Source organism: Nonomuraea cypriaca, from assembly GCF_015645445.1.
Classification (GTDB): domain Bacteria; phylum Actinomycetota; class Actinomycetes; order Streptosporangiales; family Streptosporangiaceae; genus Nonomuraea; species Nonomuraea cypriaca.
The window spans coordinates 21,817-47,082 of record NZ_JADOGI010000026.1 but is presented as its reverse complement, the minus strand read 5'-3'; the positions used below and the strand labels follow the sequence as shown (position 1 = coordinate 47,082).

At 69.4% G+C, this 25,266-nt stretch carries 29 protein-coding genes and 1 tRNA gene; 23 read left to right on the top strand and 7 right to left on the bottom strand.

Annotated features, from left to right (window positions below; genetic code table 11):
• Positions 1–182: 182 nt before the first annotated feature.
• Positions 183–1,409 carry a TIR-like protein FxsC gene (locus ITP53_RS11530; protein ID WP_328814369.1) on the top strand — a complete coding sequence of 409 codons (1,227 nt, stop codon included), beginning with the start codon at positions 183–185 and terminating at the stop codon, positions 1,407–1,409.
• A complete protein-coding gene (gene fxsT / locus ITP53_RS11525; protein WP_195895346.1) occupies positions 1,390–5,283 on the top strand; it encodes an FxSxx-COOH system tetratricopeptide repeat protein in 3,894 nt (1,297 codons plus the stop codon). The genes ITP53_RS11530 and fxsT overlap by 20 nt, the downstream gene beginning before the upstream one ends.
• A gap of 20 nt (positions 5,284–5,303) precedes the next feature.
• Here the strand turns inward: fxsT and ITP53_RS11520 are convergent, their stop codons facing one another.
• A complete protein-coding gene (locus tag ITP53_RS11520; RefSeq protein WP_195895345.1) occupies positions 5,304–6,173 on the bottom strand; it encodes an alpha/beta fold hydrolase in 870 nt (289 codons plus the stop codon).
• Between the two features lie 204 nt (positions 6,174–6,377).
• Between ITP53_RS11520 and ITP53_RS11515 the strand changes: the two genes are divergently transcribed.
• Positions 6,378–6,451: transfer RNA gene (locus ITP53_RS11515), tRNA-Thr, on the top strand.
• Positions 6,452–6,474: 23 nt separating this feature from the next.
• Here ITP53_RS11515 and ITP53_RS11510 read toward each other — a convergent pair.
• The 3 genes from ITP53_RS11510 to ITP53_RS11500 form a co-directional block, all read right to left on the bottom strand.
• Positions 6,475–8,055, bottom strand: coding sequence for a phage integrase central domain-containing protein (locus ITP53_RS11510; protein WP_195895344.1), 1,581 nt, complete (start codon positions 8,053–8,055; stop codon positions 6,475–6,477).
• 24 nt (positions 8,056–8,079) lie between these two features.
• Positions 8,080–8,484: a hypothetical protein gene (locus ITP53_RS11505; protein ID WP_195895343.1), complete on the bottom strand. Its 405-nt coding sequence runs from the start codon at positions 8,482–8,484 to the stop codon at positions 8,080–8,082.
• 137 nt (positions 8,485–8,621) lie between these two features.
• Complete coding sequence (locus tag ITP53_RS11500) at positions 8,622–9,062, bottom strand: hypothetical protein (RefSeq protein WP_195895342.1); 441 nt, start codon at positions 9,060–9,062, stop codon at positions 8,622–8,624.
• Positions 9,063–9,319: 257 nt separating this feature from the next.
• Between ITP53_RS11500 and ITP53_RS11495 the strand changes: the two genes are divergently transcribed.
• The 18 genes from ITP53_RS11495 to ITP53_RS11410 all read left to right on the top strand — a co-directional run bounded on the left by ITP53_RS11495 (position 9,320) and on the right by ITP53_RS11410 (position 21,168).
• A complete protein-coding gene (locus ITP53_RS11495) occupies positions 9,320–9,904 on the top strand; it encodes a helix-turn-helix domain-containing protein (RefSeq protein WP_195895341.1) in 585 nt (194 codons plus the stop codon).
• A 73-nt stretch (positions 9,905–9,977) separates the two neighbouring features.
• Complete coding sequence (locus tag ITP53_RS11490) at positions 9,978–10,352, top strand: hypothetical protein (protein ID WP_195895340.1); 375 nt, start codon at positions 9,978–9,980, stop codon at positions 10,350–10,352.
• The gene (locus ITP53_RS11485; RefSeq protein ID WP_195895339.1) at positions 10,349–10,519 is read left to right on the top strand and encodes a hypothetical protein; all 171 of its coding nucleotides are present in this window, start codon (positions 10,349–10,351) and stop codon (positions 10,517–10,519) included. The genes ITP53_RS11490 and ITP53_RS11485 overlap by 4 nt, the downstream gene beginning before the upstream one ends.
• Complete coding sequence (locus tag ITP53_RS11480) at positions 10,516–11,157, top strand: hypothetical protein (protein ID WP_195895338.1); 642 nt, start codon at positions 10,516–10,518, stop codon at positions 11,155–11,157. The genes ITP53_RS11485 and ITP53_RS11480 overlap by 4 nt, the downstream gene beginning before the upstream one ends.
• Positions 11,154–12,209, top strand: coding sequence for a YqaJ viral recombinase family nuclease (locus tag ITP53_RS11475; RefSeq protein WP_195895337.1), 1,056 nt, complete (start codon positions 11,154–11,156; stop codon positions 12,207–12,209). The genes ITP53_RS11480 and ITP53_RS11475 overlap by 4 nt, the downstream gene beginning before the upstream one ends.
• Positions 12,209–12,994 (top strand): ERF family protein, encoded by a 786-nt coding sequence (locus tag ITP53_RS11470; RefSeq protein ID WP_207755852.1) that lies wholly within the window; start codon positions 12,209–12,211, stop codon positions 12,992–12,994. Before ITP53_RS11475 ends, ITP53_RS11470 begins: the two co-directional genes overlap by 1 nt.
• A 121-nt stretch (positions 12,995–13,115) precedes the next feature.
• Positions 13,116–13,628, top strand: a complete 513-nt coding sequence (locus ITP53_RS11465; RefSeq protein WP_195895336.1) for a hypothetical protein — start codon at positions 13,116–13,118, stop codon at positions 13,626–13,628.
• 40 nt (positions 13,629–13,668) lie between these two features.
• A complete protein-coding gene (locus ITP53_RS11460; RefSeq protein ID WP_195895335.1) occupies positions 13,669–13,932 on the top strand; it encodes a hypothetical protein in 264 nt (87 codons plus the stop codon).
• Entirely contained in the window at positions 13,929–14,474 is a 546-nt protein-coding gene (locus ITP53_RS11455; protein ID WP_195895334.1) for a RusA family crossover junction endodeoxyribonuclease, read from the top strand. Before ITP53_RS11460 ends, ITP53_RS11455 begins: the two co-directional genes overlap by 4 nt.
• Positions 14,467–15,003, top strand: coding sequence for a hypothetical protein (locus ITP53_RS11450; protein ID WP_195895333.1), 537 nt, complete (start codon positions 14,467–14,469; stop codon positions 15,001–15,003). Before ITP53_RS11455 ends, ITP53_RS11450 begins: the two co-directional genes overlap by 8 nt.
• A 121-nt stretch (positions 15,004–15,124) precedes the next feature.
• Positions 15,125–16,270 (top strand): hypothetical protein, encoded by a 1,146-nt coding sequence (locus ITP53_RS11445; RefSeq protein WP_195895332.1) that lies wholly within the window; start codon positions 15,125–15,127, stop codon positions 16,268–16,270.
• A 264-nt stretch (positions 16,271–16,534) separates the two neighbouring features.
• Entirely contained in the window at positions 16,535–17,755 is a 1,221-nt protein-coding gene (locus tag ITP53_RS11440) for a hypothetical protein (protein ID WP_195895331.1), read from the top strand.
• A 5-nt stretch (positions 17,756–17,760) separates the two neighbouring features.
• Positions 17,761–18,309 (top strand): zinc finger domain-containing protein, encoded by a 549-nt coding sequence (locus ITP53_RS11435; RefSeq protein WP_195895330.1) that lies wholly within the window; start codon positions 17,761–17,763, stop codon positions 18,307–18,309.
• Positions 18,310–18,462: 153 nt separating this feature from the next.
• Positions 18,463–18,681 carry a hypothetical protein gene (locus ITP53_RS11430; RefSeq protein WP_195895329.1) on the top strand — a complete coding sequence of 73 codons (219 nt, stop codon included), beginning with the start codon at positions 18,463–18,465 and terminating at the stop codon, positions 18,679–18,681.
• 131 nt (positions 18,682–18,812) lie between these two features.
• Positions 18,813–19,388 carry a hypothetical protein gene (locus ITP53_RS11425; protein WP_195895328.1) on the top strand — a complete coding sequence of 192 codons (576 nt, stop codon included), beginning with the start codon at positions 18,813–18,815 and terminating at the stop codon, positions 19,386–19,388.
• On the top strand, positions 19,385–20,212 hold the full coding sequence (locus ITP53_RS11420) for a hypothetical protein (protein WP_195895327.1): 828 nt from the start codon (positions 19,385–19,387) through the stop codon (positions 20,210–20,212). The genes ITP53_RS11425 and ITP53_RS11420 overlap by 4 nt, the downstream gene beginning before the upstream one ends.
• 97 nt (positions 20,213–20,309) lie before the next feature.
• A complete protein-coding gene (locus ITP53_RS11415) occupies positions 20,310–20,696 on the top strand; it encodes a hypothetical protein (RefSeq protein ID WP_195895326.1) in 387 nt (128 codons plus the stop codon).
• Between the two features lie 145 nt (positions 20,697–20,841).
• The gene (locus tag ITP53_RS11410; protein ID WP_195895325.1) at positions 20,842–21,168 is read left to right on the top strand and encodes a hypothetical protein; all 327 of its coding nucleotides are present in this window, start codon (positions 20,842–20,844) and stop codon (positions 21,166–21,168) included.
• Between the two features lie 72 nt (positions 21,169–21,240).
• Here the strand turns inward: ITP53_RS11410 and ITP53_RS11405 are convergent, their stop codons facing one another.
• Entirely contained in the window at positions 21,241–21,378 is a 138-nt protein-coding gene (locus ITP53_RS11405) for a hypothetical protein (RefSeq protein WP_195895324.1), read from the bottom strand.
• A gap of 260 nt (positions 21,379–21,638) precedes the next feature.
• On the opposite strand from ITP53_RS11405, the gene ITP53_RS11400 reads away from it, so the two are divergent.
• Entirely contained in the window at positions 21,639–22,421 is a 783-nt protein-coding gene (locus ITP53_RS11400; protein WP_195895323.1) for a DUF4352 domain-containing protein, read from the top strand.
• Between the two features lie 266 nt (positions 22,422–22,687).
• On the top strand, positions 22,688–23,656 hold the full coding sequence (locus tag ITP53_RS11395) for a hypothetical protein (RefSeq protein WP_195895322.1): 969 nt from the start codon (positions 22,688–22,690) through the stop codon (positions 23,654–23,656).
• A 294-nt stretch (positions 23,657–23,950) separates the two neighbouring features.
• Here the strand turns inward: ITP53_RS11395 and ITP53_RS11390 are convergent, their stop codons facing one another.
• Together ITP53_RS11390 and ITP53_RS11385 are read right to left on the bottom strand one after the other, a co-directional pair.
• Entirely contained in the window at positions 23,951–24,583 is a 633-nt protein-coding gene (locus ITP53_RS11390; protein ID WP_195895321.1) for a hypothetical protein, read from the bottom strand.
• 265 nt (positions 24,584–24,848) lie between these two features.
• Complete coding sequence (locus tag ITP53_RS11385) at positions 24,849–25,241, bottom strand: hypothetical protein (RefSeq protein WP_195895320.1); 393 nt, start codon at positions 25,239–25,241, stop codon at positions 24,849–24,851.
• Between the last annotated feature and the right edge of the window lie 25 nt (positions 25,242–25,266).

The window sequence follows — 25,266 nt, the reverse complement described above, 5'->3', positions numbered from 1 at the left end:
CGTGCGTGGCTCAGGTTGGGCGTGCGTGGCTAACGGGCTGGGATTTGCCATTGCTGGAAATGTCTTTATAAGCGACCGAAAACAAGGGTCCGGCCGATGTGGCAATGGCGGGAATCACCTATGGAGCACTTCCTCTGACTTGTTCGGATGTATAGTGAATCGTCCCGGAGGGGAGGAGGTCGATGCCGGAAATGTCGGCTTCCGGAGGAAGTGGTCAGGTTCCGTATTTCTTCCTGAGCTATGCGCATACCCCTGCGGACGAGACCATAGGCGGCGGCGACCCCAACAAGTGGGTATACCGATTCTTCGACGCCTTGTGCCACGACCTCATCCAAATAACGAGCCTGCCAAAAGCCTCGGATGTGGGATTCGTCGACCGCGAATTACGTTTGGGAAATCAGTGGCCGGGCGAGGTGTCCAGGGCGCTCGCCACCTGCCGCGTCTTCGTGCCGCTCTACTCCCCGCGCTATTTCGGCAGCGAGCATTGCGGCCGCGAATGGTCGGCCATCCAGATGCGGCTGGCCGCCCACATGTCCGACCCGCCGCCGGTCATCATGCCCGTCGTGTGGTTCCCCGTCGGGGACGACGACCTGCCGGAATGCGCCAGCAGGATCCAGTACAGCCAGGACGGCCTGTGGTCGAGGAACCACAGCACCGGCCTGTACGGCCTGATCAAGGTCCAGTCGCGGCGGGACGCGTACCGGAAGGCGATACTCGAGCTCGCGCGGCGCATCAAGGCGGTCGCCGAGTCGTCTCCGTTGCTCGAGGCGCATGATCTGCCCGACTACACCACGCTCTCCAACGCCTTCGCCGACTACAAGGTGTCCAGGAGGATAAAGGTGACGGTGGTGGCGCCGCACCTCGGTAATCTTCCTGAAGGGCGAAATCCGTACTACTACGGGATGACGGCCCAGGAATGGAATCCGTACCGGCACGAGGACAATCCGCGGTCGGTCGTCTCGCATGTCGCGGAGTTCGCTCGCGGGCAGGGATTCGCGACCGAGACGGCCGCTCTCGGCTTACCGGGCGAGCCGCCTGACGCGCCGGGCATGGTGCTGGTGGATCCGTGGGCCGCCGACCGGCCCGAGACGTACGAGACGTTGCGGAAGTTCGGTGACGAGGGGGCGCGCTGGTTCCCCGTCGTCGTGCCGTGGAATATGGCGGACGCGCAGACGAGCGACGCCGAGCCCCGCCTGCGGCGCTCGCTGGGCGAGGCCATGACGGGCGGTGAGGGCGACCCGGCCATCCACGACGTCACCTCGCTCCGCGCCCTGCGACACGACATGCCGAAGATGCTGGCGGTGGCGTCCAAGCGCTTCCTGCAGACGGCCCAGGTGTACCCGCCGCCGGGGCCTGTGGTCAGACGACCTCGATTGATGGAGCCTGGCGATGACAACCGACCGGAATGACGGCCAGATCATCACGTTCTACTCCTACAAGGGCGGCACCGGGCGCACCATGACGCTGGCGAACGTCGCCTGGATCATGGCGAGCAACGGTCAGCGTGTGCTGACCATGGACTGGGACCTCGAATCGCCCGGACTGCACCGCTTCTTCCGCCCCTTCCTGGACGACAGCGTGATCAGCGCGACGACCGGGGTGATCGACATCGTCAACGAGTACCGATGGGCCGCCACGGTCTCGCGGCAGCGGGACCGCGACTGGCATCTGGAGTACGCCAGCGTGATCCCGCACGCGGTGTCTCTGGAGTGGACGTTCCCCAAGAGCGGCACGCTCGACTTCGTCTCCGCCGGTCAGCAGAACCGCGACTACTCCTCGCTCGTGTCCGCCTTCGACTGGGACACCTTCTACGACCGGCTCGGCGGCGGCCGCTTCCTGGACGCCCTGCGCGAGGACATCAAGCGCAACTACGACTACTGCCTGATCGACAGCAGGACCGGTCTCAGCGACATCGCCGACATCTGCACCATTCAGATGCCGGACGTCCTGGTCGACTGCTTCACGATGAGCGACCAGAGCATCGACGGCGCCTCGAAGGTCGCGTGGTCGATCAGTGAGCGGCACGGCGACCGCGACATCCGCATCCTGCCGGTGCCGATGCGGGTGGACGACGGGGAGAAGAAGAAGGTCGACGCCGGGCGCAGTTACGCCCGTGCCCGGTTCGAGAGTTTTCCTGTGGGGATGACCCCGGATGAGCGTGATCAGTACTGGGCGGCGACGGAGGTCCCGTACAAGCGCTTCTATGCCTTTGAGGAGACGCTGGCCACGTTCGGGGACACGCCGGGGTCGCCGGGGTCGATGCTGGCCGCGTACGAACGGCTGACCGGCGCGATCACGCAGGGCGAGGTCACCGGGCTGCCGGCGATGGCGGAGCCGGTCCGGCTGCGCTGGCTGGAGGCGTTCACCCGCAAGGAGACGGTGCTCCGGCAGGAGGTCCTGCTCAGCTACGCGCCCGAGGACCGCATGTGGGCGGACTGGATCGCGGCCATCCTGCGGCTCGCGAACTTCTACGTCACCCCCCAGGCGCTGTCCGCGGCGAACGAGGCCGGCGACCGCCGGCTCGGCGACGCCTCCCCCATCGTCATCGTGCTGTCCGCGGCCTACCTACAGGACTTCCGCGCCGAGAACCTGGCCGACGACCTGAGCGCGCTCCCCGACATGACCGCGTTGCGGGTGGCGGGCGACCTGCGGCTCATCCCGCCCTTCAGCGAGCAGCAGACCGTCGATCTCATGCGGCTCGGCCCGGCGCAGGCCGTGGACGCGGTCCTGCGCGCGGTCGGCAAGCCCGGATACGTGCTCGACGCCACCGCCGTCGCGGGCGCCCGCTTCCCCGGCGGCGCCCCCGCCGTCTGGAACGTCCCGCCGCGCAACGCCGCCTTCACCGGGCGTGACAAGGCGCTGGAAACGCTCAGGGACCAGCTCGTCGGCAGCAGCCAGGCGGTGGTGCTCCCGCAGGCACTGTACGGGCTCGGCGGCGTCGGCAAGACGCAGGTGGCGCTGGAGTACGCGCACCGGTTCATGGCCGACTACGACGTGGTCTGGTGGGTGCCCGCGGAGCAGCCCGAGCTGATCAACCCGACGCTGGCCGAGCTGGCCCGCCGCCTGGGGCTCCCGGTCGGCGACAGCGTGGTCGAGGCGGCCGAGGCGGCCCGCGAGGCGCTGCGCAGGGGGCAGCCGTACGGGCGCTGGCTGTTGATCTTCGACAACGCCGACGAGCCCGACGACCTGCGCGACTACGTGCCGAGCGGCGGCGGCCACGTCATCGTCACCTCGCGCAATCCCACCTGGTCCAGCGTGGCGGCCCCGCTGGAGGTCGACGTGTTCAGCCGGGAGGAGAGCCTGGAGCACCTGCTGAGGAGGGTGCCCAGGCTGGACCCGCACGACGCCCTGCACGTCGCGGAGGAGCTCGGCTACCTGCCGCTCGCGGTCGAGCAGGCGGCGGCCTGGCTGGGGGAGACCGGTCAGTCGGCGGCCAGCTATGTCGAGGAGTTGCACCACCAGACGGCCGCGGTGTTGTCCGTCAACCAGCCCGCCGACTACCCGAGCCCGGTCGCCGCGACATGGAACGTCTCCCTGAGCCAGCTCAAGCAGCGCTCCCCGGCCGCCGAACGGCTGCTGCAACTGTGCGCCTTCTTCTCACCAGAGCCGATCTCGCTCTCGCTCCTCTACAGCGACGAGACCATGAAGGTGCTGCTGCCGTTCGACGAGGCGCTACGCGGCGAGAAGCTGGTACTCGGCCGGGTCATCAGGGAGATCAGCAGGTTCGCGCTCGCCAAGATCGACCAGGGCAGCAACACCCTGCAGGTCCACCGCCTCGTCCAGGCCGTGATCCGCGGCCACATGACGGAGGAGGAGCGGGTCACCGTCGCGCACGAGGTGCACCGCATTCTGGTCGGCGCCCGGCCGCGGCAGGGTGAGGTGGACGATCCGGAGAACTGGGAGCGTTACGACCTGATCTGGCCGCACCTGCTGCCCTCGGGGGCCGAGAACTGCGGCGAGGAGGAGGTCAGGCAGCTCCTCACCGAACGCGTGCGGTACTGGTGGAAACGCGGCGAGTACGACAACGCCCTGCAACTCGGTCAGCGACTGGCGGACTTCTGGGAGCAGGAGTTCGACCAGTTGGAGCGGCAGCGGCTGCACCTGCTGACGAACATCGCGAACGTCCAGCGGTCGCTCGGGCGGTTGCAGGAGGCGTACGAGCTGGAGCAGTGGGTCTGGACCCGGCAGCGCGACCTGCTCGGCGACAACCACCCGCACACCCTGATGACCGCCGGCGGGATCGCCGCCGACCTGCGGGTCCTCGGCATGTACGCCGAGGCGCTGGCGCAGGAGAGACAGGTGTACGAGCGCTGGCAGGAGATGTACGGCGAGGACCATCCGCGTACGCTGCGGGCGGCGAACAACCTGGCCGTGTCGTACCGGCTCGTCGGTGACTGGCGCAACGCGAAGGACTTCGACGACGACATCTACCGTCGCATGATCACCGTGCTCGGCCCCGCCCACCCCTCGACCCTGCTCTCCGCCCAGAACCTCGGCCGTGACATGCGCGAGGCCGGCGATCTCGAGGGCTCGATCGAGCTGCTCCGCCAGACCCTCAAGCAGTACTCCGACCTGAGCTTCGACGACTATCCCGAGGCGTTGCGCGCCACGAAGAGCCTCGCCGTGTCGCTGCGCAGGGCCGGGCAGCACGAGGAGGCCATCCTGCTGGCCCGCGACATCTACGGGCGCTACCGCCGGCTGTACCCGTCCGACCCCGAGGGCAAGGCCGCCGCGCTTGAGCTGGCCTGCTGCATGTCCGCGATGGACGATCTGGCGGGCGCCAGGGACATGACGGCCGTCGTGCTGGCCGGCTACGAGGAACTGCTCAGCGCGGAGCATCCTTACGCGTCAGCCGCGGCGAACAACCTGTCCGTGTACGTGCGCGGGCTCGGAAGTGTGGACGAGGCGCTGGAGCTGAGTGAACGTAGTTTCAGCGCGATGTGCAACTCACTCGGGCGGGATCATCCGTTCACGCTGTCCTGCGCGATCAACCTGGCGAACTGCACCGCCGAGGTGGGCGACCTGGAGACGGCTGAGCGCATGGAGCGCGATGCCCTGGCGAAGCTGGTGGCCACTCTGGGGCCGGTGCATCCGGACACGCTGGCCTGCCAGGCGAACCTGGCCGTCACCGTACGGGGGCTGGGGCAGGAGTCGCAGGCCGGCGAGTTGCGGAAGAACACGCTCGTGGCCGTCGCGGGCAAGCTGGGGGAGGAGCACCCGTGCACCAGGGCGTTGCGGGACTGGCAGCGCGTCAGTCGCGACGTCGAGCCGCAGACGTCCTGATTCCTTTATGGCGCGTTTCTTTATGACGCGCGCATGAGCCAGGGCAGCACGCTGGGCAGGATGCTCAGCGCGTCCAGGTGCGCGCCTCCGCGCTGGATGCTGACGGTGGCGTTGGGGATGCGCCGGCCCAGCCACCGGGCGTGTTCCACGGGCGCGAACACGTCGTTCTCGCCGTGCCACACCAGCGTGGGCGCGTGGATGACCGCCGGATCGAACCCCCATTCTGAGTTGAACGCCAGGACGTCGTCCACCCAGCCGTCCGCCGAGTGACGCAGGGCCTCGGCGAAGTTGCGTACCATCATCCAGCGCAGTCCGTGATCCGAGAAGACCCGGCGATCCGACGCTCCGCCCTCCATCACGATCGAGAGCACCTTGCCCGCCGGATCCCGCCGGATCTGCTCGGCCTGCGACGACAGGCGCGTGGCGGCGAGATGCGGCCCCGCCCGCGCCACCAGATACTCGAACACGTTGGACGCCGCCATGCCCGCGAACCAGTCGAGCCCCTCGGCGCTGTGCGGCGCGAGACTGACCAGCGCCGCCACCCTCGTCACCCGCTCTGGCAGCAGCGCCGCGCACGCCAGCGCGTGCGGCGCCCCACCCGAACGCCCGACGACCGCGAACCGCTCCAGCCCCAGCTCATCGGCGATCGCGGCCACGTCGGCGGCGATGTCCGCGACCGTCCTCTCTGGCATCCGATCGGACAGTCCGTAGCCCGGCCGGTCGAACGTGACCAGCCTGACCCCCAGCCGATAGAGCACCTGAGCGCGAGGCGAGGGACCCAGCCGGCTGCCGGGGGTGCCGTGCAGGAGGAAGATCGCACTCCCGTCGGGCTTGCCCCGCTCTTCGACCGCCAGCTTTCTGCCGTCAGGTGCGATCACGATGCGGCTCAAGAGGCCTCCGTATGATGTGCGAAAAGCCCGCCGCGCGGTCGCCGGGAGGGTTGTCTCCGGCGACAGTGAAAGGGCCCCCGACCACCTCAGGCAGCATGTTCACGGTACTCCTGCGCGGCGGATCGGTGAATAGGCGGTGGTCGCCCCATTGGTGGGAGCGAGAACCCCTTGAGCTCCTGTAGACTCGTCCACGCCGCAAGGCACGCCGCCTTAGCTCAGTCGGCCAGAGCACTTCACTCGTAATGAAGGGGTCTGGGGTTCGAATCCCCAAGGCGGCTCCCAGCTCAGAGCCCGTTTCACCTCACCCGGTGAGACGGGCTCTCTGCGTTTTGGGAGAATTCTGGGAGAACAGGGGAGCGACAACAGGGCTCCCGATACCCGCCAGCGCGTCATCCAAGACGCGCACCGACGAGCGCGGCGACAGCTCCCAGCGCCGCCGCAGCGCCTCATCACGTAGCGCGGTGAGCAGATCGAGCAACTCGCCCCGCATCGTGTCGGTCACATGTCCGTAACGAGCCGAGATCGTGTAATCGGTGTGACCCATCCGCTCGACCTTGAGCGCCGTCTTAATCGCGCCGTCGTCCATCCACGTCTGATGCGCGTGCCTCAGACCGTGCATGGTCAAGTCCGGCAGGATCGGCAGCCACGACACCAGCCCATCGGCGCGCGGCCGCAGGTAGGCGTCCATCAGCGCCTCACGCGACATGCGCGCGACGAGCTGCTCGTCCGCGCCCTGCTCGATCGCGTACGCCACCAGCTCGGCCCGCTGAGACCTCGCGTTCACCTGCCCCGGCGTCTGGCGGGCGATCCGCCGCAGCAGCGGCGGCTCGTACGCGACGCCGGGCACGGCCGCCGGCCAAGACGCCAGCGGTTCGCCCGGCCAGCTCGTCGCCGCGTCGGCGAGCACCGGGGCGTTGCCCTTGGTCGGATAGACGCCCTCGGCGGCCGGGCGCAGGTAGAGGCGCGAGAACGCCGAGCGGCGGTGGTGCGTGCGCTCGCCGAGGAACAGCACCTCGCGCCCCTGACAGAACGGGGCGGCGGCATCCTTCGGGCAGCCGCACCGGCGCGGCCGGATCGCCCGCACCATCTCCCACAGCCACTCGGGCAGGTCGATGATGCGCATGCTGCCGTCCTTGGGACGGCCCCAGTACCAGCGGCCGTCATCCTCGTACAGCTTCCAATGCACCTTGAGCCGCCCGCGCTCGTCCAGCGAGGACGGGGTGAGCGCGAGCAGCTCGGACCAGCGCAGGCCCGTCCAGGCGGCGAGCAAGACCATCACGAAATCGCGTTCGCGCCCGGACAGCAGCGCGATTCGCTCGCCGATCAGGATCGCCTCGAACGGCGACGGCCACACCTTCGCCGCCTGCTCGAACACCTCGATCCTGCGGTCTGCCTTGCGGCCCTTCCCGCGCGGCTTCTCGGCCGGGTTGGAGGCGATGCGCCCCGCCCGCCTGGCGTCGTCGAGCACGCTCGATAACACCGCGCGGGCAGTCCTGGCCGTGCTGATCGCGTACCCGGCCGCGACGACCGAGCGCTCCCACCGGTTCACGATGTCGGGCGTGATGTTCACCAGGGCGAGATGCCCGAACGCCGCCATGATGTGCCCGCGCAGCATGCGGCGGTAGCTCTGTGTCGTGGACCGCTCCAAGTCCAGGTTCCGATACCAGTCCTCGGCGTACTCGCGGAACGTGAGCTGTTCCGCTCGCGGGTCCTTGTAGATGCCTCGCCGGATGTCGGCCTCCATGTTGAGGCCGTAGGCGCGGGCGCTCTCCTCGTCGGGGAAGGGCGCGCCGTACTCGTCATAAGTAGCCGAGGCGTAGTTGCCGGCGGGGAGCCTCCATCTCACCCGCCATCGGCCGTTGCGTTCTTCGGTAAACGGCATGTTGTCCTCTCTGTGGGCTGAGGGCTAGCTGGCCGTGCGTGCCAGCAGGTCGTGCGCGATCACGGGGGCGACCTGCGGGAGCACGTAGTACCGCATGACGTCGTTGGCGAGCAGCGTTGCCTCGTGGAGCAGCCGCGGGCTTGCCACGTCGCGCGGGACATATCTAATGATCGCCTGCTGCGTAAGCTGCACGTGCAGACCGTCAGCGGGGACGAAACACACGGACAGGAAGGGCCTAGGCATGGGGCGCGCCAGCCGGCGCGCCCCGCCGAACTGCTCGCGCACGAAAGCCTCATACCTGGGTACGTACGAGCGATCCACCAGGTCGCGATCCACGATCCCGGTCAGGTCGTGCTCTCCCATGTGGATCGCGCAGGCGCGTCCGTCCAGCGTCTCCGAGGACGCCAGGACGATACGGAAGGTCTTCACGGGGCGTTCCTTAGCTGCGCCATATGCGCGCAGGTCAATGCAGCCGATAAGAGCTAATCCGGTATACACTGCGCGACCGTGCAGCGCTAGAGGGCTCGAAGGCTAGAGCGAAACACCCTGCCTACCTGTGATTATCCCTACAACTCGCCGTCACGGTCCGTAGTCTGTCTGAGACGGACAATATCGGCGGCCATCCGCGCCGCCCACTCCTGAACACGCTGACGCTCCGCCTCTGTCATGTCCGCCGGCACCGGCACCAACAGCATGCCATCGGCTGCGGAGATCTCGGCGACGCGCATCTCGGGCTGCTCGACGCGCAGGGCCTCGGCCGGCCCTTGCTCGATCGCCTCGGCGATCGCGCCTCGCTCCAGGCGGTAGGCAACCTCGATCGCGCGCAGCATGGGAGCGCCGAAGTTGTCGCGTCTCGCTGCCTCTATGTCGCTGATCACGCGGTAGTTCACGCCGCGTTCCCCGGCGAACAGGCGCTTGTTGGTGTATCTCGGGTCGATCTCGACGCGGCGCGCCGTCAGTAGCTCGCCTAGGCGTATCCACGCCTGACGCCGGTCCTGAGCGGTCATCACCGGTAATCCTTGGTGTGCATGAGTCATGGGGATGAGTCTTTCGTTTCTCGTTAACCATAGTGGTCCTACCTGAAAGCCCAGGTCAAAGGCACCTCGACGCACACACCCACCCACACGAGTCACGCTCGCGACTCTGTGAGTCCCCGCGCTCATTCTGAGCCCAGCACCCGCCGATGGCAACAGCCAGTTGACCCGAGCTGCCCTCAGATGACCTCGGTTGACCTTGAGTCCACTTGAGTCCTATTGTGGTCAACGTGAATCCACACACCACGCCCCACCAGGGGCAGGGCTCGCCCATGCGCTCCCTGCGTGAGACGGCCGGGCTTACCGTCCGTGGCCTGGCGGAACGAGTCGGGCTGCACCCGCAGTCGCTCCGCAACATCGAGCTAGGCCGACGCCCCGCGAGCACGGAAGTGCTGGAGCGGATCGCCGCCGAACTGCGCTCGTCTGTCGCGGATCTCGCCCCGGCGACGACTCACGAGGAGACGCCCGCCGAGCACGAGCAGCCGCCCGCGCAGGTGATCGAGATCGCCGACTTCCGGCTCTACACCTGCGAGCAAGCGGCCGAGATCATCGGCGGCGGCGTCACGGCCAACCTGCTGCGCCGCCTCGCTACGGCCGGGGTCGAGCACACCCGCATCGGTGGCAAGGTCCGCTGGACGCTCGCCCAGCTCCGCGCCGCCGTCGCCGAGCACGCCGTGACCGGCCCGGTCACCCGCACGCGCCAGCAGGACAGCGCGACGAGCCGCCGCGTCAACACCGGCCGCCGCTCGCGCACCACCGCCCGCGACGAGGGCGACCTGCTCGCGGCCAAGCCCGGCCGCCGCTACAGCGCCTAACACGCAAAAGGGGGCGTCCGGTCCCGCTACGGCCGAACGCCCCATGTCCCGCAACCACCGAGAGGCAGGACCAATGACCACTATCGCACCCGAGGCCCCGACGCGCAGCAGCGAACTCGCTCTGGCCGCCGACGCGCTGGCCACTCTCGCCCGCGTCCCCGGCCTGACGCCGCCGTGCCTGTGGGAGATCGCCGCCCGCACCGGCATGCCCGTCGAGATCCGCGCCCAGATCTCGCCCACCTCGCTGCCCGAGCTGATCGAGCGCATGCGCCTCTACGCCGACGTGCTCGACGGCGTGATGTGGGACGTCGAGAACTACCACCCGCACCAGCGCGGCGGTCAGCTCAACATCGCCGGCACCTACGGCGGTGTGCACGTCAACGTCTGGGCCGGGCTCAAGTGCTGCGACCTGGACGAGGCGGTTCGGCTCGTGGCGGCCGCCACGTGAGGCGACTGCTCGACCGGCTGAGGGGCCACGACGAGTGGCCCCAGGTCGCCGACTACCCCGCCGAGCTGTGGCTTGACCACGCCCGGCCCGGCGGGGCCGACCCCGGCATCAAGGCCAAGACCGGCCCCCTCTACCGCACTCCCTACACCTCCCGGAGCAGCAAATGAGCACGTACATCCCCTCTCTCGACGGCGACACGATGCGGATCGCGCCCTCTGACACGTTCCCCAAGGCCGTGTTCATCGACGGCGGGGCCGTGCACATCAAGCACGACGACCTGCCCAAGCTCGTCGCCGCCCTGTACGAGGCGGCCGGGATGCCCCAGCCCGTCGAGCACAAGCACACCGACAGCGACGGCGACCACATGAACATCCAACCGTCGAAGGCGCACCCCAACACCGCCATGCTTAGCAGCCCCACCCTCAGCGTCTACGTCACCGCCGACGAGCTGCCCGAGTTCGTGGGCAAGCTGTACGAGGCCGCCGGCCAGCAGCCGCCCGTGATTCTGCCCCGCCCGGCCGAGGCTGACGCGCTCGGCATGCTCTCCGGCACCCGCGTTCACTCGCTCGTCGGGGACGTGGACGGCGGCGACTACCTCAGCCCGGAAAGGGCGCGCGAGATCGCCGCCCTGTACGCGGCTGCCGCCGAGATGCTCGACAACCCCGAGGCCAAGGCCAAGGCCGAGGCCGTCGAGTCGTTGACGCGCATGCTCTGGGAGGGCAGCAGCCTCGGGCGGCACGAGTCCCGGCACCTCGCCGAGCACCTCGCGGAGGCCGGTTACCGCCACGTCGGGGTGGCCGAGTGACCGCGATCGCGATCGAGCCCGCCGCCCCCATCGTGGGGCGGCGGGTCACCCCCACCGCCCGCCTGGTCCTGCCCGCCACCGCCGGGCGCGCCGAGTGGCTCGCCGCCCGGCGCGGCGACCACCGCGACGGCTCGACCCGCATCGGCTCGTCGGACGTCGCCGACATTCTCGGCGTCGGCTACAACGTGCCCCTGCGCGTCTTTCACGAGAAGCGCGGCGAGCTGCCCGAGGACGACAACGCGGGCGAGGCCGCCCTGTGGGGCAACCTGCACGAGGAGACGATCGCCCGCGAATGGGCCAGGCGTAACCGCTCGGTGGTGCGCCGGGTCGGCCTGGTCGGCAACGACGAGCGCCCGTGGATGACCTGCACGCTCGACCGCCGCGTGACCGAGTGCCCGCTGAACCGCGAGCAGCGCGAGACGTGCGCCCTGGAGATCAAGACCCGCTCGGCGTGGCTGGCCGGCAAGTGGCTGCGCTCGACGCCTGACGACGTGCTCGCCCAGGTGCTCTGGCAGATGGCCGTCACCGGCTATGACCACGTGCATGTCGCCGTCCTGATCGGCGGCAACGACTACCGCCAGTACGTGATCAGGCGCAACGACCACGAGGCGATCATCGAGAACCTGATCGCCGCCGCCGACCTGATGCGTCAGCGCATCATCGCCGGGGACACGCCCGCGCCCTCGGGCGACCCCGATCGGCTCGTCGAGCTGTACGGCGACCTCTACCCCGAGCGGGCCGGCGGGCTGGACGTCGGCCCCGAGGTGCTCGACCTGCTCGACCGGTACGAGACGCACCGGCTCGCCGAGAAGCGTGAGAAGCGTGGCAAGGACGAGGCCAAGGCCGACTTGATCGCCCTGCTCGGCGGCCACGAGCGCGCCCAGTTCGCCGAGGAAGACGCCTATTCGTACACCGCCCGGCGCGGGCGTCCGGCTGTCGCCCTGGCGCTGATGGCCGAGCAGTACCCCGACGCCTACGAGGCGTGCGTGACCGAGACCACCGTGCGGGCGATCAACGTCGGCCGCAACTTCCGCAAGACCGAGGAGAGCTGATGTCGTCCACCCTCGCGCAGGCCGCCGCCCAGGCTGCCGCCCCCGCCGCCCCCGCCGCGCAGGTCGTCGAGACCGCCGCCGCGCCGCAGGCGGGTTGGCCCCAGATCGTCGGGCCGTCGCCCGAGCTGATCGCCTACGAGGAGGAGACCGGCAGCGACGACCCGCCGCAGGTGCCCGTCGTCGTCGCCTGGAACCGCGTGATGAAGGACGTGCGCGCCATCGCCAAGGCCAGCCAGGTCGAGAGCGGCCCGGCCAAGTTCTGGTACCGAGGCGTTGACGCCGCCATGGAGGCGTTCGCCCCCGTCATCCGCCGTCACGGCGTGCTCGTGATCCCCCACAAGGTCATCGCCGGCCACGCCCCGGCCACCACCTCGGGGGGCAAGGCCGCCCGCGAGTGCACCGTGACCATCCAGTACCGCATCTACGGGCCGATGGGTGACTACATCGAGGCCGAGGCCGCCGGTGAGTCTCTCGACAACGGCGACAAGGGCACGGCTAAGGCCCAGTCGGTCGCCCTGCGCACGCTCTTGTTCCACGCAGGCATGGTGCCGTTGCGCGACACGGACCCGGACGCGCACAACCTGGAACGCGGTGAGGCCCCGCTGCGCCCGGCGACGAGCTACCGCGATGAGGCGCTCAACCCGGCCACCAGCAAGCAGCGGCTCTACCAGGCCCATTACGAGCTGAAGAGCATGAACCGGCTCGGCGAGCTGATCGAGAACGAGACGGGCGAGTCCGAGGCGATCGGCGACCTGATCGTCCGCATCGGCAAGACCCGCTCCTAGCCCGTCGAGAGCGCCGCCCGGATCCTTCCCCGCCGGGCGGCGCTCCCATGGCCGTAGCGCCTGCTACGGCCCCGCACGCAGCCCTTTCTACGCCACCCAATCGGAGGAACAACCCGTGACCATGACGACTCTTGAGGCCGAGAGCGCCGTCGCGTCGCTGCTCGCCGGCAAGCGCGACGAGGCCAAGCATGACGCCGCCGCCGCTGCCGCCGAGCTGGCCGATGTCGGCCCGCGCATGGAGCGCGTCGCCGCTGAGCTGGAGTCGCTCGCCAAGCGGCGCGAGTCGCTGCGGGAGACGCGCGCCCGCTGTGAGGCGCTCGCCGCCGCCTACCAGGCCGCGATCGATCGCTACACCCCGGCGGCCATCCCGAGCGAGAGCGCGAGCGCGTCCGCCAAGACGCCCGCGGATTCGCCCGCGCCGGATCTGTTCCGCCCTTTCGTCTCGGTGCCGAGCCCGGTCGCGCCCCCGGCCGAGAGCCCGGCGACGACCCCGGCCCGCGCCGTGACGCTCGACCCTCGCGAGACGTGCGCCAACTGCGGCGCCCGCGTGCTCTGGGACGAGCAGAACGGGTTCAGCCACGCCGAGGACGGCACGCCCGCCGGCGGCCTGTGCGAGCGGCGGTGGGCCGCGTGATCGTCGCCCTGGTCCGCCTGCTCACGTTCGGGGGTATCCGATGAGCGACCCCTACGCCTACGGCGGCATGTCCGCCATGGCCGCCGCCGCGCTCGGCGGCGCGCTCGCCGTGGTGCGTCGCCGTCGTGTCCGCGTGGACGCCGCCGCTGCGGAGCTGCTGCGCGACCTGGAGCCGCTCGCCGAGCTGCGCGCCGTCCCGGACGTTGACGGCGACGATCCCGAGCTGGTCGCGATCGAGCGTGGCCTGCTCGCCGAGTCCGCCTATCGCGAGTCCCTGTGGGGCGCGAGCGAGGGGGCGGCGTGACGATCGTCGAGACCGCGCCGTGGCTGGAGTTCGTCGCCTACGGCGAGCCCGGCCCGCAGGGCAGCAAGAACGGCCGGCCGGTCTACAAGGGGCGCGGCAAGGCTCGAGTGTTCACGGGCAAGGTTGCTCAGGTCGAGTCGAGCGCCAAGGTCAAGCCCTGGCGCGCGGCGGTGGCCGAGGCCGCCCGGCAGGCGATGGCCGACGCCGGGCACGCCGAGCTGCTCGACGGCCAGATCGTCGCCCAGATGGTGTTCACCGTCCGGACCAAGCCCAAGTCTCGGCCTGACTGGTGGCCCGCCGGCCTGGCGTGGTCACGTCACCTGTGGTGGCTGTGCGCGTCCACGCCGGACCTGTCCAAGCTGATCCGCTCGACCGAGGACGCGATGACCGGCGTCGTCTGGGCCGATGACGCCCGCGTGGTGCGCTACCGCGAGACGGCCAAGACCTACGCGCTCGATCCTCGCGAGCCCGACTCTCTGCCCGAGCCCGGCGCGGTCGTGCGCGTCTGGGCGATCCCCGCCCTGGAGCGCGTTGATGACTAAGAAGGTTGCTGATCGCGAGTTCGTGCCGCGCTGGGGCACTCAGCGCCGGATCGAGGCGCTGATCGCGATCGGCTGGCACGTCGAAGAGATCGAGCGGCGGCTGTCCTCCAAGGAGATGGTGCGCCGCATGCGCCAGCGCGAGCGCGTCGAGTCCGCGACGGCGCGCAAGGTGGCCGCGCTCTATGAGCAGCTCTGGAACGTCGCGCCGCCCGAGTCCACGGCCGCTCTGCGGGCGCGTAAGCGTGCCGAGCGCAAGGGGTGGCCGCGCCCGATGGAGTGGGATGACGACTGGCTCGATCTCTCGCCCGACGAGCTGGAACGTGCCATCGCGGCCGAGGTGGCGCTGATGGATCGCGACGAGCTGCTCGCGTGCAATCGGGCGCGCCTCACGTACGGGGATCGCTCGCCGCTGGCGCTCGCGGCGTCGCGTGAGTTCATGCGGCGCAAGTCGGCGGCCAGGCGTGAGCAGGAGCGCCGGCATCTCGCGCGCCGGCGTGCCGAGCGTGAGCAGTTGGCGCAGGCTGCCTGACCTGCACGGAAATCCTAGTCGTATGTGTTGACTCGGTTCCGGTGTCCCGCCTAACGTTGTCGTCAACACCGACGAGGTTTCGGGGGCAGGGCCGCTACCCCGCCCCCCACGAAAGGACAACATGAGCAAGCAGATCAAGCCGGGCAAGGAAGTCAAGCCCCTGCTCGACCAGGCTCGCGCCGCCGATCTCAACGTCGACCACCGCAAGGGCACCTGGATCATCACCGCCCCCGAGGGCGGCCACCCGCCGATCTTCATCGGCAACAACGTCGCCGCCCCGCACAGCCTCAACAACTACAAGGCAGCGATCCGCCGCATGGCCCAGGCCACCGAGCCCGCCGACGAGCAGCCCGCCAACACGTGGGGCATGCCGAACCGCTGGACGATCGCCGACCTGCTCACCTACGCCAGCGGGCAGGGGATCGACGTTCAGGCCGTGCCCGGCGGGCTGCGCATCGTCGCCGCGAGCAACGGCCACGCCCAGGCCGTCGCCGAGGTCCTGCGCCTCAACGAAACCTCAATCCTTCGCCACCTGGAGAACCCCGACATGCACAACCCCGCCGAGGTCGTCGAGCTGCCCTCGGACATGTTCGTAGACGACGCCTACACCGTGTGGGCGTGCCTGCGCGACGAGGCCCGCGCCCAGGGCGACAAGCCCGCGATCCTCAACCGGATCAGCGGCGTCCTCTGGGCAGGCGCTCGCGACAACACCATCGCGACGCTCTCGCCCGAGTGGTCGCCCGCCTACCGCATCACCCTCGCCCGCTTCCTGGCCGACTGCGGCGCGATGGGCGCGATCCGCCGTGGCCGCGCCCCGCTCTGGTGGCTCTCGATCGAGTGGCCCGCCGAGCGCGCGCAGGAGATCCGCCAGAGCGGCCTGCCCGTCGCCGTCCTGGTCGAGACCGACCCCGAGCCCGAGATCGAGATCGAGCCCGTGATCGAGCGCCCGGCCAGCGACCTGGACCCGATCGCCGCGCTCACCCGCATCAAGGCCCGCATCGAGCAGGCCGAGGAGACCGCCGCCGCCGAGAGCGAGCGCGCCGACGAGTGGCAGCGCCGCGCCGGTGCCGAGAGCGAGCGCGCCAACAACGCCGAGATCCGGGCCGAGGACGCCGAGGCGCGCGCCGACAAGGCCGAGACCCGCGTCTCCGAGCTGGAGGCCGAGAACGACGACCTGCGCGACCAGCTCGACCAGGTACAGCCCAAGCTCGCCGAGCTGACCCAGATCAAGACCCTGTTCCGCGACCTGACCGGCGGCAGCCACTAGTGCAGTGCGGCCACCGGCCAACACCCCGAGGGCGTCACTGCGACGCCCTCGGGGCGCGCTACTACCTGATCGGGTGGCGTTGCGCCGAGCACACCCCGGCCGCCCTCGCCGGGAAGCCCGAGCCAGGCGCCACCGCCTACTGCGCGCCGGCCCGCTGCTACTGCGGCGGCTGTCCTAGCTCGCGACCCGCTCGATCGAACAACGGCTCGACCACCTACACCACGCCCCCGGCGAGGGGCGACACGCGAACGGAGCACAACCGCAATGGCTCGTGACGAGGCGCGCGTCTTCACGTCGATCTGGCGTGACGAGCAGTTCCGCGCCTACTCGGCGAACGCCCAGCGTCTGTTTCTCTTCCTGCTCTCGCAGCCGGATCTCTCCTACTGCGGGACGTTGGCGCTGCGCGAGCGCAAGTGGGCGGGCACGGCGTCTGATCTCACCCCGGCCGACGTTCGCGCCGGGCTCGCCGAGCTGACGAACCCTTCCCCGAACCCTTCCGAGAACGGTTCGGCCAACCCTTCGGCTAACCCCTCTGGCGGTGCGCTCGTCGTCGTGGACGAGGACACCGAGGAGTTGCTGATCAGGTCGCTCGTGCGACTCGACGGCGTGTGGAAGATCCCCAACCTGATGCGGTCGGCCCGCAACGCCGCCGCGCTGATCGAGTCGCCGCACCTGCCCCCCGTGCTGCTCGCCGAGCTGCTGCGCATCCGCGACCTCGGCGAGTTCCAGGACAAGACGCAGGAAAAACCGCACGTTGCGGCCGAGCTGGCGCTGTTCGTGGAGCAGCTCGGCGGCCCGGCGGCGGATCCGCAGCTCAGGGCGGTTGCCGAGGGCCGATGGACTGGATCACGGAAGGGTAACGCTAAGGGTTCCCCGAAGGGTCCCGCTAACCCTTCGGCTAAGGGATCTAGGGGTAGGGGGAAGGTAGTTAGTAGTAGTACTCCACGTACTACTACAGGTAGTAAAAACACGTCTGCGACGCCCGACGCGGAGGACGAGCAGCCCCAGCAGGCCGCACCCGAGCAGACCGAGATCGTGCCCGCCCTGCCCCCAGACGTGCGACGGCTCGACGTCGAGCGCATCTGCGCCCGCCTCGCCGACCGCATCGCCGCCCACGGCGTCAAGCGACCCGTCATCACCCAGCGCTGGCGCGACGCCGCCCGCCTGATGCTCGACCGCGACGCGATCCCCGAGGGCCACATCAACGCCGCGATCGACTGGGCCCACGACAGCGACTTCTGGCGCGCCAACGTGCTGAGCCTGCCCAAGCTGCGCAAGCACTACGAGCAAATGCACCTCCAGGCCAAGCGCGACGCCGCCAAGAGCAGCCCAGCCAAGCCCACCGGCAAGGCCGCCGCCCAAGAGGCCGCCTACGAGGCCGCCATGCACGCCGCGCTCGCCGCCGAGGCCGCCGCTACCGGCACCGGCGATTACGCGAGCACAACCACCGCCCACCGCATCGTCATCACTGGAGAGCTGGAGTAACACCGATGACGCCCACCGAGACAGTCACCTTCCTGCGCTACCTGTCGAGCCTGTTCCCGACGTTCACGTGGCAGCCCGACACCCCGGCCGCCTGGCACAACGCCGGGCTGCACAAGGTCACCCCGCGCGACGCCAAGGCCGCCTCCCTGGCGCTCGCCACGCGCGCCGCGTTCGTGTCGCTCGACAAGCTGCTCGCCGAGGTCACCCGCATCCGTGACGAGCGCCTCGCCGCCCACCAGGTGCCCGCCCCGAACACCGACGACCCGAGCGAGTACCGGCAGCAGCTCCTCAGCTCGATCGCCGCCGCCGCCGATGGTCTCCACATCGACACCCCGCGCGCCCTCCCGGCCGGGCAGCGCCGCATCGGGCCGCCGCCGATCGCGTGGCAGCAGGCGCGCGGCATCAGCCCCAGCGAGTCGCAGGCGCGCGCCATCGAGTGCCCGTGGCCGCCCTGCCAGGCGCAGCCGAACAGCTCATGCGTGAACGGGATCGGCCGCCCGCTCGCGCGCTCCCACGAGGCCCGGCACCATCTCGCCGCACAGCTCGCCGGGTAGAGCCCTCAGCTCTCACACCGATCTAGACGGCGCCGTAGGGGGCCTAGGAGCGGATAACACCCCGCCCTAGGTCTCCTAGGCACCACCCGCACCTCTACGCCCGCGAGAGACCCCCTCTAGCCCCGCGAGCCACAGCAGCCCCAGGAGACACCCATGCTCGCCCGCATCGCCCTCCACCGCGCCGAGCCCGAGCTGATCGACCTGCTCACCGCCCTACGCGCCGACTGGACACCCGCCGAGATCCGCCGAGCACTCGCCAACGCCACCGAGCGCGGCACCCCGTGGATCGTCGCCGCCCGCATCCTGCTCCGGCTCGCCGAATGGCCCAGCGCACAACCCGGCCACCTCACCACACGGCACAACCAGCCCTAGGCGGAGCCACAAGCGGCCACACACCCGCGAACACGGGCAACTCGGAACCCACAGACCACACCGGCCACAAAGCCGCTCACAAGCCACCACAGAGCCGCAAGCGCCACGCGGCACACAAACCAGAGGGAAGCATGAACCACACCCCGCACGCGGCAACGATCCCCGCCGACGCCGCGCGTAAGACGCCTATCGCGCCGATCTCTCGCTACATCGCGCGCAGGATCGAGGCCGCGCACGCCACCCTCGCTCGACCTGGCGTCGGGCGCGCTGCCCGCAACGGTGCCCGCGCCGTGCTCGACGAGCTGGCCATGCTCGTGGATCTGCTCGACCTGGCCGAGCGCGCCGAGCAGCGCGCCGAGTCCGTCGCCGGTTCGGTCGGGATCGAGCAGGCCCGCAGCTACTACCGCAAGCAGGCCGACGAGTTCGCGCGGCTGGCCGGCGACTTGTCCGGCTCGTACCTGCGTCGCGCGTACGCCATCGCGGCGGCCGAGATGGACGTGCTCGCCGAGCTGCTCGACCAGCGCGAGAGCGCCAAGCCGCGCCCCGCGTACGTCAACCGCGACGACGCCTATCCGATCCTCCGCTGCACCGACTGCGATGGGCTGATCGAGTTCATCGACGCCGGGGACGACCTCGACGAGCTGATCGCCAAGCGCGACGCGCACACCTGCGAGACCGGCGGGGACCACCTCGCGAGCAGCTCGTGACCGGCTTCCCCCCGCTCGACACGTCGGCGCCGCTCTACATGACGCCGCCGAGCACCGAGGCGATCCAGCACCACATCAGCGCTGGCCGCCTCGGCGCGATCACCACCCCGGCCCAGGGCAACCGGATGCGCGAGGGCTGGTGGTGGTGCGCCGACAACGGCGTGTTCGGCGGCGCGTACCCCGGCCACGAGGCGTTCCTGACGTGGCTGCGCTCGATGCGTCACCTCGCGCCCTGGTGCCTGTTCGTCGTCGCCCCCGATGTCGTCGGCGACGCTTTCCGCTCGATCTCGCGCTCGTACGAGATGCTCGGCCGGATCCGCGATCTCGGGTTCCCGGTCGCTCTGGTCGCGCAGGATCGGATGGAGTTCTGCGACTTCTGGGACTGGGACGATTTCGACGCCCTGTTCGTCGGCGGCAGCACGGCGTGGAAACTGTCGGACGCCGCCGGCAACCTGGCGCGAGTCGCGCGCTCGATCGGCAAGCACGTCCACGTTGGGCGCGTCTCGTCGCTGCTGCGCTCGCGTATCGCTCGCGACCTGCACCACGCTCACACCATTGACGGGACGTACATCACGCGCGCCCCGGACAAGAACCTCGCGCGGGTGCTCGCGTGGCGTCGGGCGATGCTCGCCGAGCTGCGCGCCGGGTTGCCGGCGGGGGCGTTGCCGCTTGATCTCCGCCCGGCCGTTGCTCGCGATCTCGACCCGTACGACGGCGCGTATCAAGCCGGGTGGGATGCGGAGGCGGCGGCGCGGATCGCGTCGCTTAGGCGGGCTGCGCTGACGGTGCCCGAGCAGCTCGATCTGCTCTCGCCGGTGGCGTGACCCTTCCCCTTGTCGCATGTGTTGACACGGTTTTCCGCCCCTCTTAACGTCGTCGTATAAGACAACAACGTTGGTTCGCAACCACCGAGGAGAGACCATGACCACCATCGCCGCCCAGGCCGCCCGCGCCATCAGCATGACCGCCGTCGCCCTCACGCACACGGCCGGCCCGAACGGCACGACCTGGCTCGCCAGCGCCGACACCCTCTCGGCCACCGCCCACCGCGACGGCAAGCTCGGCCGCGTGACCCTCTGGCACGTGCAGAACAACACCGCCCAGCGTGTGCAGGTCGGCGAGTACGCGCCCGGCCTACTCGCCGCGCTCGACGAGGTGTGCGACCTGCTGAACGACAGCTACCGCACCGACAGCGCCCGCTGGCACTACAGCGGCATTGCGCGCGAGCGCGGCGTGTCGTCGGTGATCGGGCGTGCCGAGTTCTGGCTGCTGACGCCCGAGGCTGCGGCGGCCAACAACATGGCCTGACCTGCTTAGACGATCGGCCCTCGGCATCGCGCCGGGGGCCGTTCTTGTGCCTACGCGTAACCGTGTCGCATGAGTTGACATGATCCCTGGCCTCCTCTTAACGTTGTCGTATCAAGCAACAATGTTTCCGATCCGAGGAGAAACAATGACGCACACGACCGCCGACGATGCCAAGGCCCGACTCGCCGCGATGCATGCTCGTGGCCGCGCCATGCTCGGAGCACGCACTACCCGCGAACTGTGTGACATGTACGTGCTCGCCACAGCTCAGCGAGACAAGAGCGCCGGCGACGAGGCCAGAGCCGCCATCATCACTCTCAGCTGGATCGCCGAGATCCTTGAGCAGCGCGACCCCGCCGCCTCTGACCGCTGGTACGAGGCGGCATATGCCATCGAGATCGACATGATCGCCCGCGATGAGTGGATCGACGGCGCGTCCGACCTCGCTCCGCATGCGTTCTTTGGCTGCTGACCGGCGCACTTCCCCACACAACGAAAGAGCCCGCCCCATCACCGGGGGCGGGCTCTTTCGTTGTGTGCGCGATCAGCGCCGCTCGGGCTGGTCGAATCCCCAATCAGCCACGTCCCAGGGCTCAGGCTCGTCCCACCGCGCGAGCGAGTCGAGAGCGCCCACGAGCCGCCGCCACAGACGGACCAGAGGGTTCGTACGGGGGCGCGTCACGCAGCCTCCAACGCGAGATAGAGAGCCGTGCGGGCGGGGTAGAGAAGGCGTGCGAATCGGTAGTGATGCACGGACCCCGCCCGCGCGTCACACCATCCCAGCTCGCCGGCCAGCCCCAGGAGTCACGATCACGGCCGCCACCGCTGCTCGATCTCCCACACGATCCGCCACGTGTCCGGATGTGGACATGTATGACAGGTAAACCCAGGGGATGCTTGGAACGTCCCACAGCGTTCCCGCCTCTTCCCTGGAGCCGCTCTATGGGTTACCCGTCGCAGCCGAACGGGCCGTACGACCAGCAGCCACCGCAGCAGCCCTACGGCAGTGGCCCGCAGCCGCAGCATCCTGGGTACGGGTATCAGCCGCCCACAAGCCCCCCGCCTCCGCCGCCGCGCCGGAACCTCGGTCTGATCCTGGCGCTCGCGATCGGCATCCCACTGATGCTGTTAGGCGGGTGCGCTGCTGTAGTGCTGGTTCTCTCCGACACCGGCGGCCGCGAGAGCATCGTGACGGAGGCCGACTCGCCTAACGTGGCCGCGCCCACCCGAGCGCCCGACTCCAGCGCCCCGGCCGCCGAAGAGGATAGGGCGGCGGCGACAGAGCAGCCGGCACAGCAAGAGCAGTCGATTGCCGCTGTCGGCGGGTCGATCACCCTTGAGGGGATGGACCCCGGCTTGAAGATGAAGGTGACGTTGAACCAGGTGTTCAACCCTGCGACCCCGGCTGAGGACTACATGAAGCCGGACACCGGCACCAAGCTGGTCGCCCTGCAGCTGACGTTGTCGAATGTGGGGCAGGCGGTCTATGACGGTGCCCCGTCGAACGGCGCTAACGTGATCGACTCGGAGGGGCAGCAGTACCAGTCGACTTATGCCCGGATTCGGGAAGGTCAGGGGTTTGACGGGGCGGCGAGGATCAATGCGGGTGACGCCCGGAAGGGTGTGATCTTGTTCGCGGTGCCGGAGTCGGCGAAGCTGGTGAAGTTCCAGTACGGCCTGAACAGCGGGTTCGCGAATCAGAAGGGCGAGTGGACGCTCTCCTGAGGCTGCTCGGTAGTCGCGTCGGCGCGGAGCTTCTCCAGCTCAGCGTTCGCCTGGTCGAGTTCGGCCTTGAATCCCATGGCGAGCGCTTTCATCTGCGTGGCCTTCGATGCCGGCGTGTGGACTCCTGCGGACCTGTTCAGCGGGGAGATTGACCGGGTGTTGCTGGAGGGCGCCCGCCGCCGCTGATAGCGCAAGAATCCCGGAGGCGCTTCCGGCGTTTCTTCCCCAATCTTGTGCAATGATCCCCAGGCGGCCGTCGTGAACGCATGGCTGAGATTAACGGGGCGAATGGGCTTATTAGCGGCAAGGGGATCCGACTACATGCTCGATCTCCCTTTCGTGATGGTCACTTCGTTCTCTCACCCCCGAAGAAAGAGGCACCATTGAACATCAAGACCGTCCTCGCCGCTGCCGCTTCGGCGGCCATCGCCGCAGGAATGCTCGCGGCGGCTTCACCAGCCGCCGCGCAGGCGCCCTTAACGCACTCCGCGCAGATCACGAACTACTTGGACAACGGGTCGCACGGCTACTGGGCAACCACCGCGTTCACGCGCACGGTCACGATCGCGACGTGGAACACGAAGACGTCGTGGAAGGTCACCGTCCGCGACGCTGGAACGTTCCGCACCCTGAAGGACCGCAAGTCCCCGGGCGCTGGCGTTCCGATCACCACGCCTACCGAGGGCACCTTCAAGGGCTCGATGGAGATCTTCGTGCAGTCGGCGACCAAGCCGGACGCCAGCAAGGTCAAGGCCGCCTACAACTACCGCTGCGACAAGAACGGCACGGCCGACCGGAGCGTGATCTGCCCCGGCATGCCCGCCGAGACCGGCGACTGGGGCAAGCTCTTCTTCGCGGCCGGTTCCGGTGCGACGTTCCGGACCGGGAACTACTCGTTCGACTACCGGGGGCAGTGCGGCCAGCGCTGGATCGATGTCAACGGCAGCTACAGCGGCGACATCACCAACGGTTGCGCGACCCCGGCCACGCCGATCAAGCCGACCGTGACCGCGCAGAGCTGCAAGGCCAACGGAAAGGTCCGCCCGGCCTCGATGCTCATTCCGCGCGTGCGTGGCGTGAAGTACGAGATCGCCGGTAACGCGGTCCAGCCCGGTCGCGTGACGGTCGAGCCCGGCCGCCACCTCGTCAAGACCACGGCCGAGGCCGGTTACGTGCTGAAGAAGGGCGTCAAGCCCAGCTGGGTGATCCCGGTCAAGGCCGTTCGCTGCAAGTAGTCCGCTGAACAGAAGCGCCCCCGGAGAGATCTGCCGGGGGCGTTTCTATCTACTGGGCTTGGCGCCTGGTCGCACCGACCCGAGGGGGCTGGGATGGACGCCGGCGGACCTCGGGTACGTCCGGACCCCCGGCCCAGTACCGCGCGTGGAAAGCGTCGAATAGCTGCGCCACCTGACGCCCGACCTCGGCGAACGCTGCGGCGAGCTGCTCGGACGCTCGCGCCAGCGGCGCCGCAAGCCCGGCGCTGAATTGCCCGAGCGCTCGCCGCGCTGCCTCGGCCTGCTCCTCATTGATCACGCGTGCGCTCCCCTCTGTGCCCCGGCTCGTCGCTGGGCCTGTGCGAGCGCGTCGGCCCGCCGCGTGGCGAGCCCCTCCGCGTCGTACTCGTGGCCGCAGTTGCGGCAGCGCGCCCCGTCCAGGTAGCCGAGCGCGTCGAGCAGCTCCATCAGCGTCCGCCACCCGCAGCCACCACACGGGATCGAGATCGGCCGAGAGTCCCCGCGGCTTTCCGGCAGGGCCCGCGACGCCCGCCGGCGCATGTCGAGAATCTCCAGACCGGCCGCCGCGCCGTCGAGATCGAGCAGCTCCCCGCCGCGCGCCATTGTGGCGGCGGGTAGCGCCAGCAGCGCGTCAATCCGAGGCGCGAGTACGCGCACCGCCTGAGACAGCGCTACGCCCTGCCTACGGGCTCGCGACGCGGCGGTGTCGAGCGGGACGAGCCGCGCCACGTCGCGCACGCGCTCCTCCCACGAGACGACGATCTCGACCATCTCGCGCGCCAGCTCGTCGGCGTGCAAGTCGAGCGGCACAGGCGGCGACTTGGACACGGCCACGCGCACGTCATCACGCACGGCCGGGGAGCGCGGCGCGACGAGCAGATCAGATAGCGCCGCGTACAACATCGGCATGCCACGCAGGGCCGCCACGATCGCGTCTCTGTCGCCATCGCAGAACGCCCGCCACGTCCAGGCGGGCTGTGGTCCATCCGGGGTTACGACGCGATTCGTGCAGCGGGCATCTCTCGCGCATGGGCGCATCTCGTCGGACATCCGCCCCAGTATGGGCGATGACGTGCGCATTCGCGGAGAATAGGGAAAGGCCCCCGGCGGTGTGCCGAGGGCCTTTCGAGTGTGTGGCGCTGGTGTTGTGAGAGTCCCGGCCTGTAGCGGCGGCCGGGGCTCTCGCGGGTGGCTACTTGAGGAGGTCGAGCAGCGGGCCGACCGTGGAGACGAACTTGCGCGCACCCTCGTGCTTGTAGTGCGCGGCGACGTTCGTCAGGGGGTCACTGCTGAACGCGGCCAGGACGATCTGCACCAGGTCGGCGAGGTGCTTGTCATACGCGACGCTCGCGCCCTTGATGATGTCGCCCTCTTCGCCGCTGGTGAGCTTGGCCCAGTGCCAGGGGGCGGCGTCGGCCTCGGCGACGAGCACGCGGGTCATGTAGTCGACGATCGGCCACGAGGTGCCCTCGGTGAGCGCCTCGGCGAGATTGTCGCGAGCGGTGGTCTCGTTCTTGATGGCGGTCTTGGCGTACTCGTAGAGCGCCCAGGTCACGGCCTGGCGGTTGTTGTCGGTGGTGGTCACTGTGACTCCCTTGCGTTGTTGGCTG

Bases quoted from the DNA above. Each gene is read 5' to 3' on its own strand.
- ITP53_RS11470 (WP_207755852.1), top strand. From the start codon at position 12,209: ATGTCGTCCACCCTCGCGCAGGCCGCCGCCCAGGCTGCCGCCCCCGCC.
- fxsT (WP_195895346.1), top strand. From the start codon at position 1,390: ATGACAACCGACCGGAATGACGGCCAGATCATCACGTTCTACTCCTAC.
- ITP53_RS11460 (WP_195895335.1), top strand. From the start codon at position 13,669: ATGAGCGACCCCTACGCCTACGGCGGCATGTCCGCCATGGCCGCCGCC.
- ITP53_RS11425 (WP_195895328.1), top strand. From the start codon at position 18,813: ATGAACCACACCCCGCACGCGGCAACGATCCCCGCCGACGCCGCGCGT.
- ITP53_RS11415 (WP_195895326.1), top strand. From the start codon at position 20,310: ATGACCACCATCGCCGCCCAGGCCGCCCGCGCCATCAGCATGACCGCC.
- ITP53_RS11435 (WP_195895330.1), top strand. From the start codon at position 17,761: ATGACGCCCACCGAGACAGTCACCTTCCTGCGCTACCTGTCGAGCCTG.
- ITP53_RS11490 (WP_195895340.1), top strand. From the start codon at position 9,978: ATGACCACTATCGCACCCGAGGCCCCGACGCGCAGCAGCGAACTCGCT.
- ITP53_RS11510 (WP_195895344.1), bottom strand. From the start codon at position 8,055: ATGCCGTTTACCGAAGAACGCAACGGCCGATGGCGGGTGAGATGGAGG.
- ITP53_RS11410 (WP_195895325.1), top strand. From the start codon at position 20,842: ATGACGCACACGACCGCCGACGATGCCAAGGCCCGACTCGCCGCGATG.
- ITP53_RS11450 (WP_195895333.1), top strand. From the start codon at position 14,467: ATGACTAAGAAGGTTGCTGATCGCGAGTTCGTGCCGCGCTGGGGCACT.
- ITP53_RS11400 (WP_195895323.1), top strand. From the start codon at position 21,639: ATGGGTTACCCGTCGCAGCCGAACGGGCCGTACGACCAGCAGCCACCG.
- ITP53_RS11500 (WP_195895342.1), bottom strand. From the start codon at position 9,062: ATGACCGCTCAGGACCGGCGTCAGGCGTGGATACGCCTAGGCGAGCTA.
- ITP53_RS11480 (WP_195895338.1), top strand. From the start codon at position 10,516: ATGAGCACGTACATCCCCTCTCTCGACGGCGACACGATGCGGATCGCG.
- ITP53_RS11530 (WP_328814369.1), top strand. From the start codon at position 183: ATGCCGGAAATGTCGGCTTCCGGAGGAAGTGGTCAGGTTCCGTATTTC.
- ITP53_RS11440 (WP_195895331.1), top strand. From the start codon at position 16,535: ATGGCTCGTGACGAGGCGCGCGTCTTCACGTCGATCTGGCGTGACGAG.
- ITP53_RS11465 (WP_195895336.1), top strand. From the start codon at position 13,116: ATGACGACTCTTGAGGCCGAGAGCGCCGTCGCGTCGCTGCTCGCCGGC.
- ITP53_RS11395 (WP_195895322.1), top strand. From the start codon at position 22,688: ATGGCTGAGATTAACGGGGCGAATGGGCTTATTAGCGGCAAGGGGATC.
- ITP53_RS11430 (WP_195895329.1), top strand. From the start codon at position 18,463: ATGCTCGCCCGCATCGCCCTCCACCGCGCCGAGCCCGAGCTGATCGAC.
- ITP53_RS11445 (WP_195895332.1), top strand. From the start codon at position 15,125: ATGAGCAAGCAGATCAAGCCGGGCAAGGAAGTCAAGCCCCTGCTCGAC.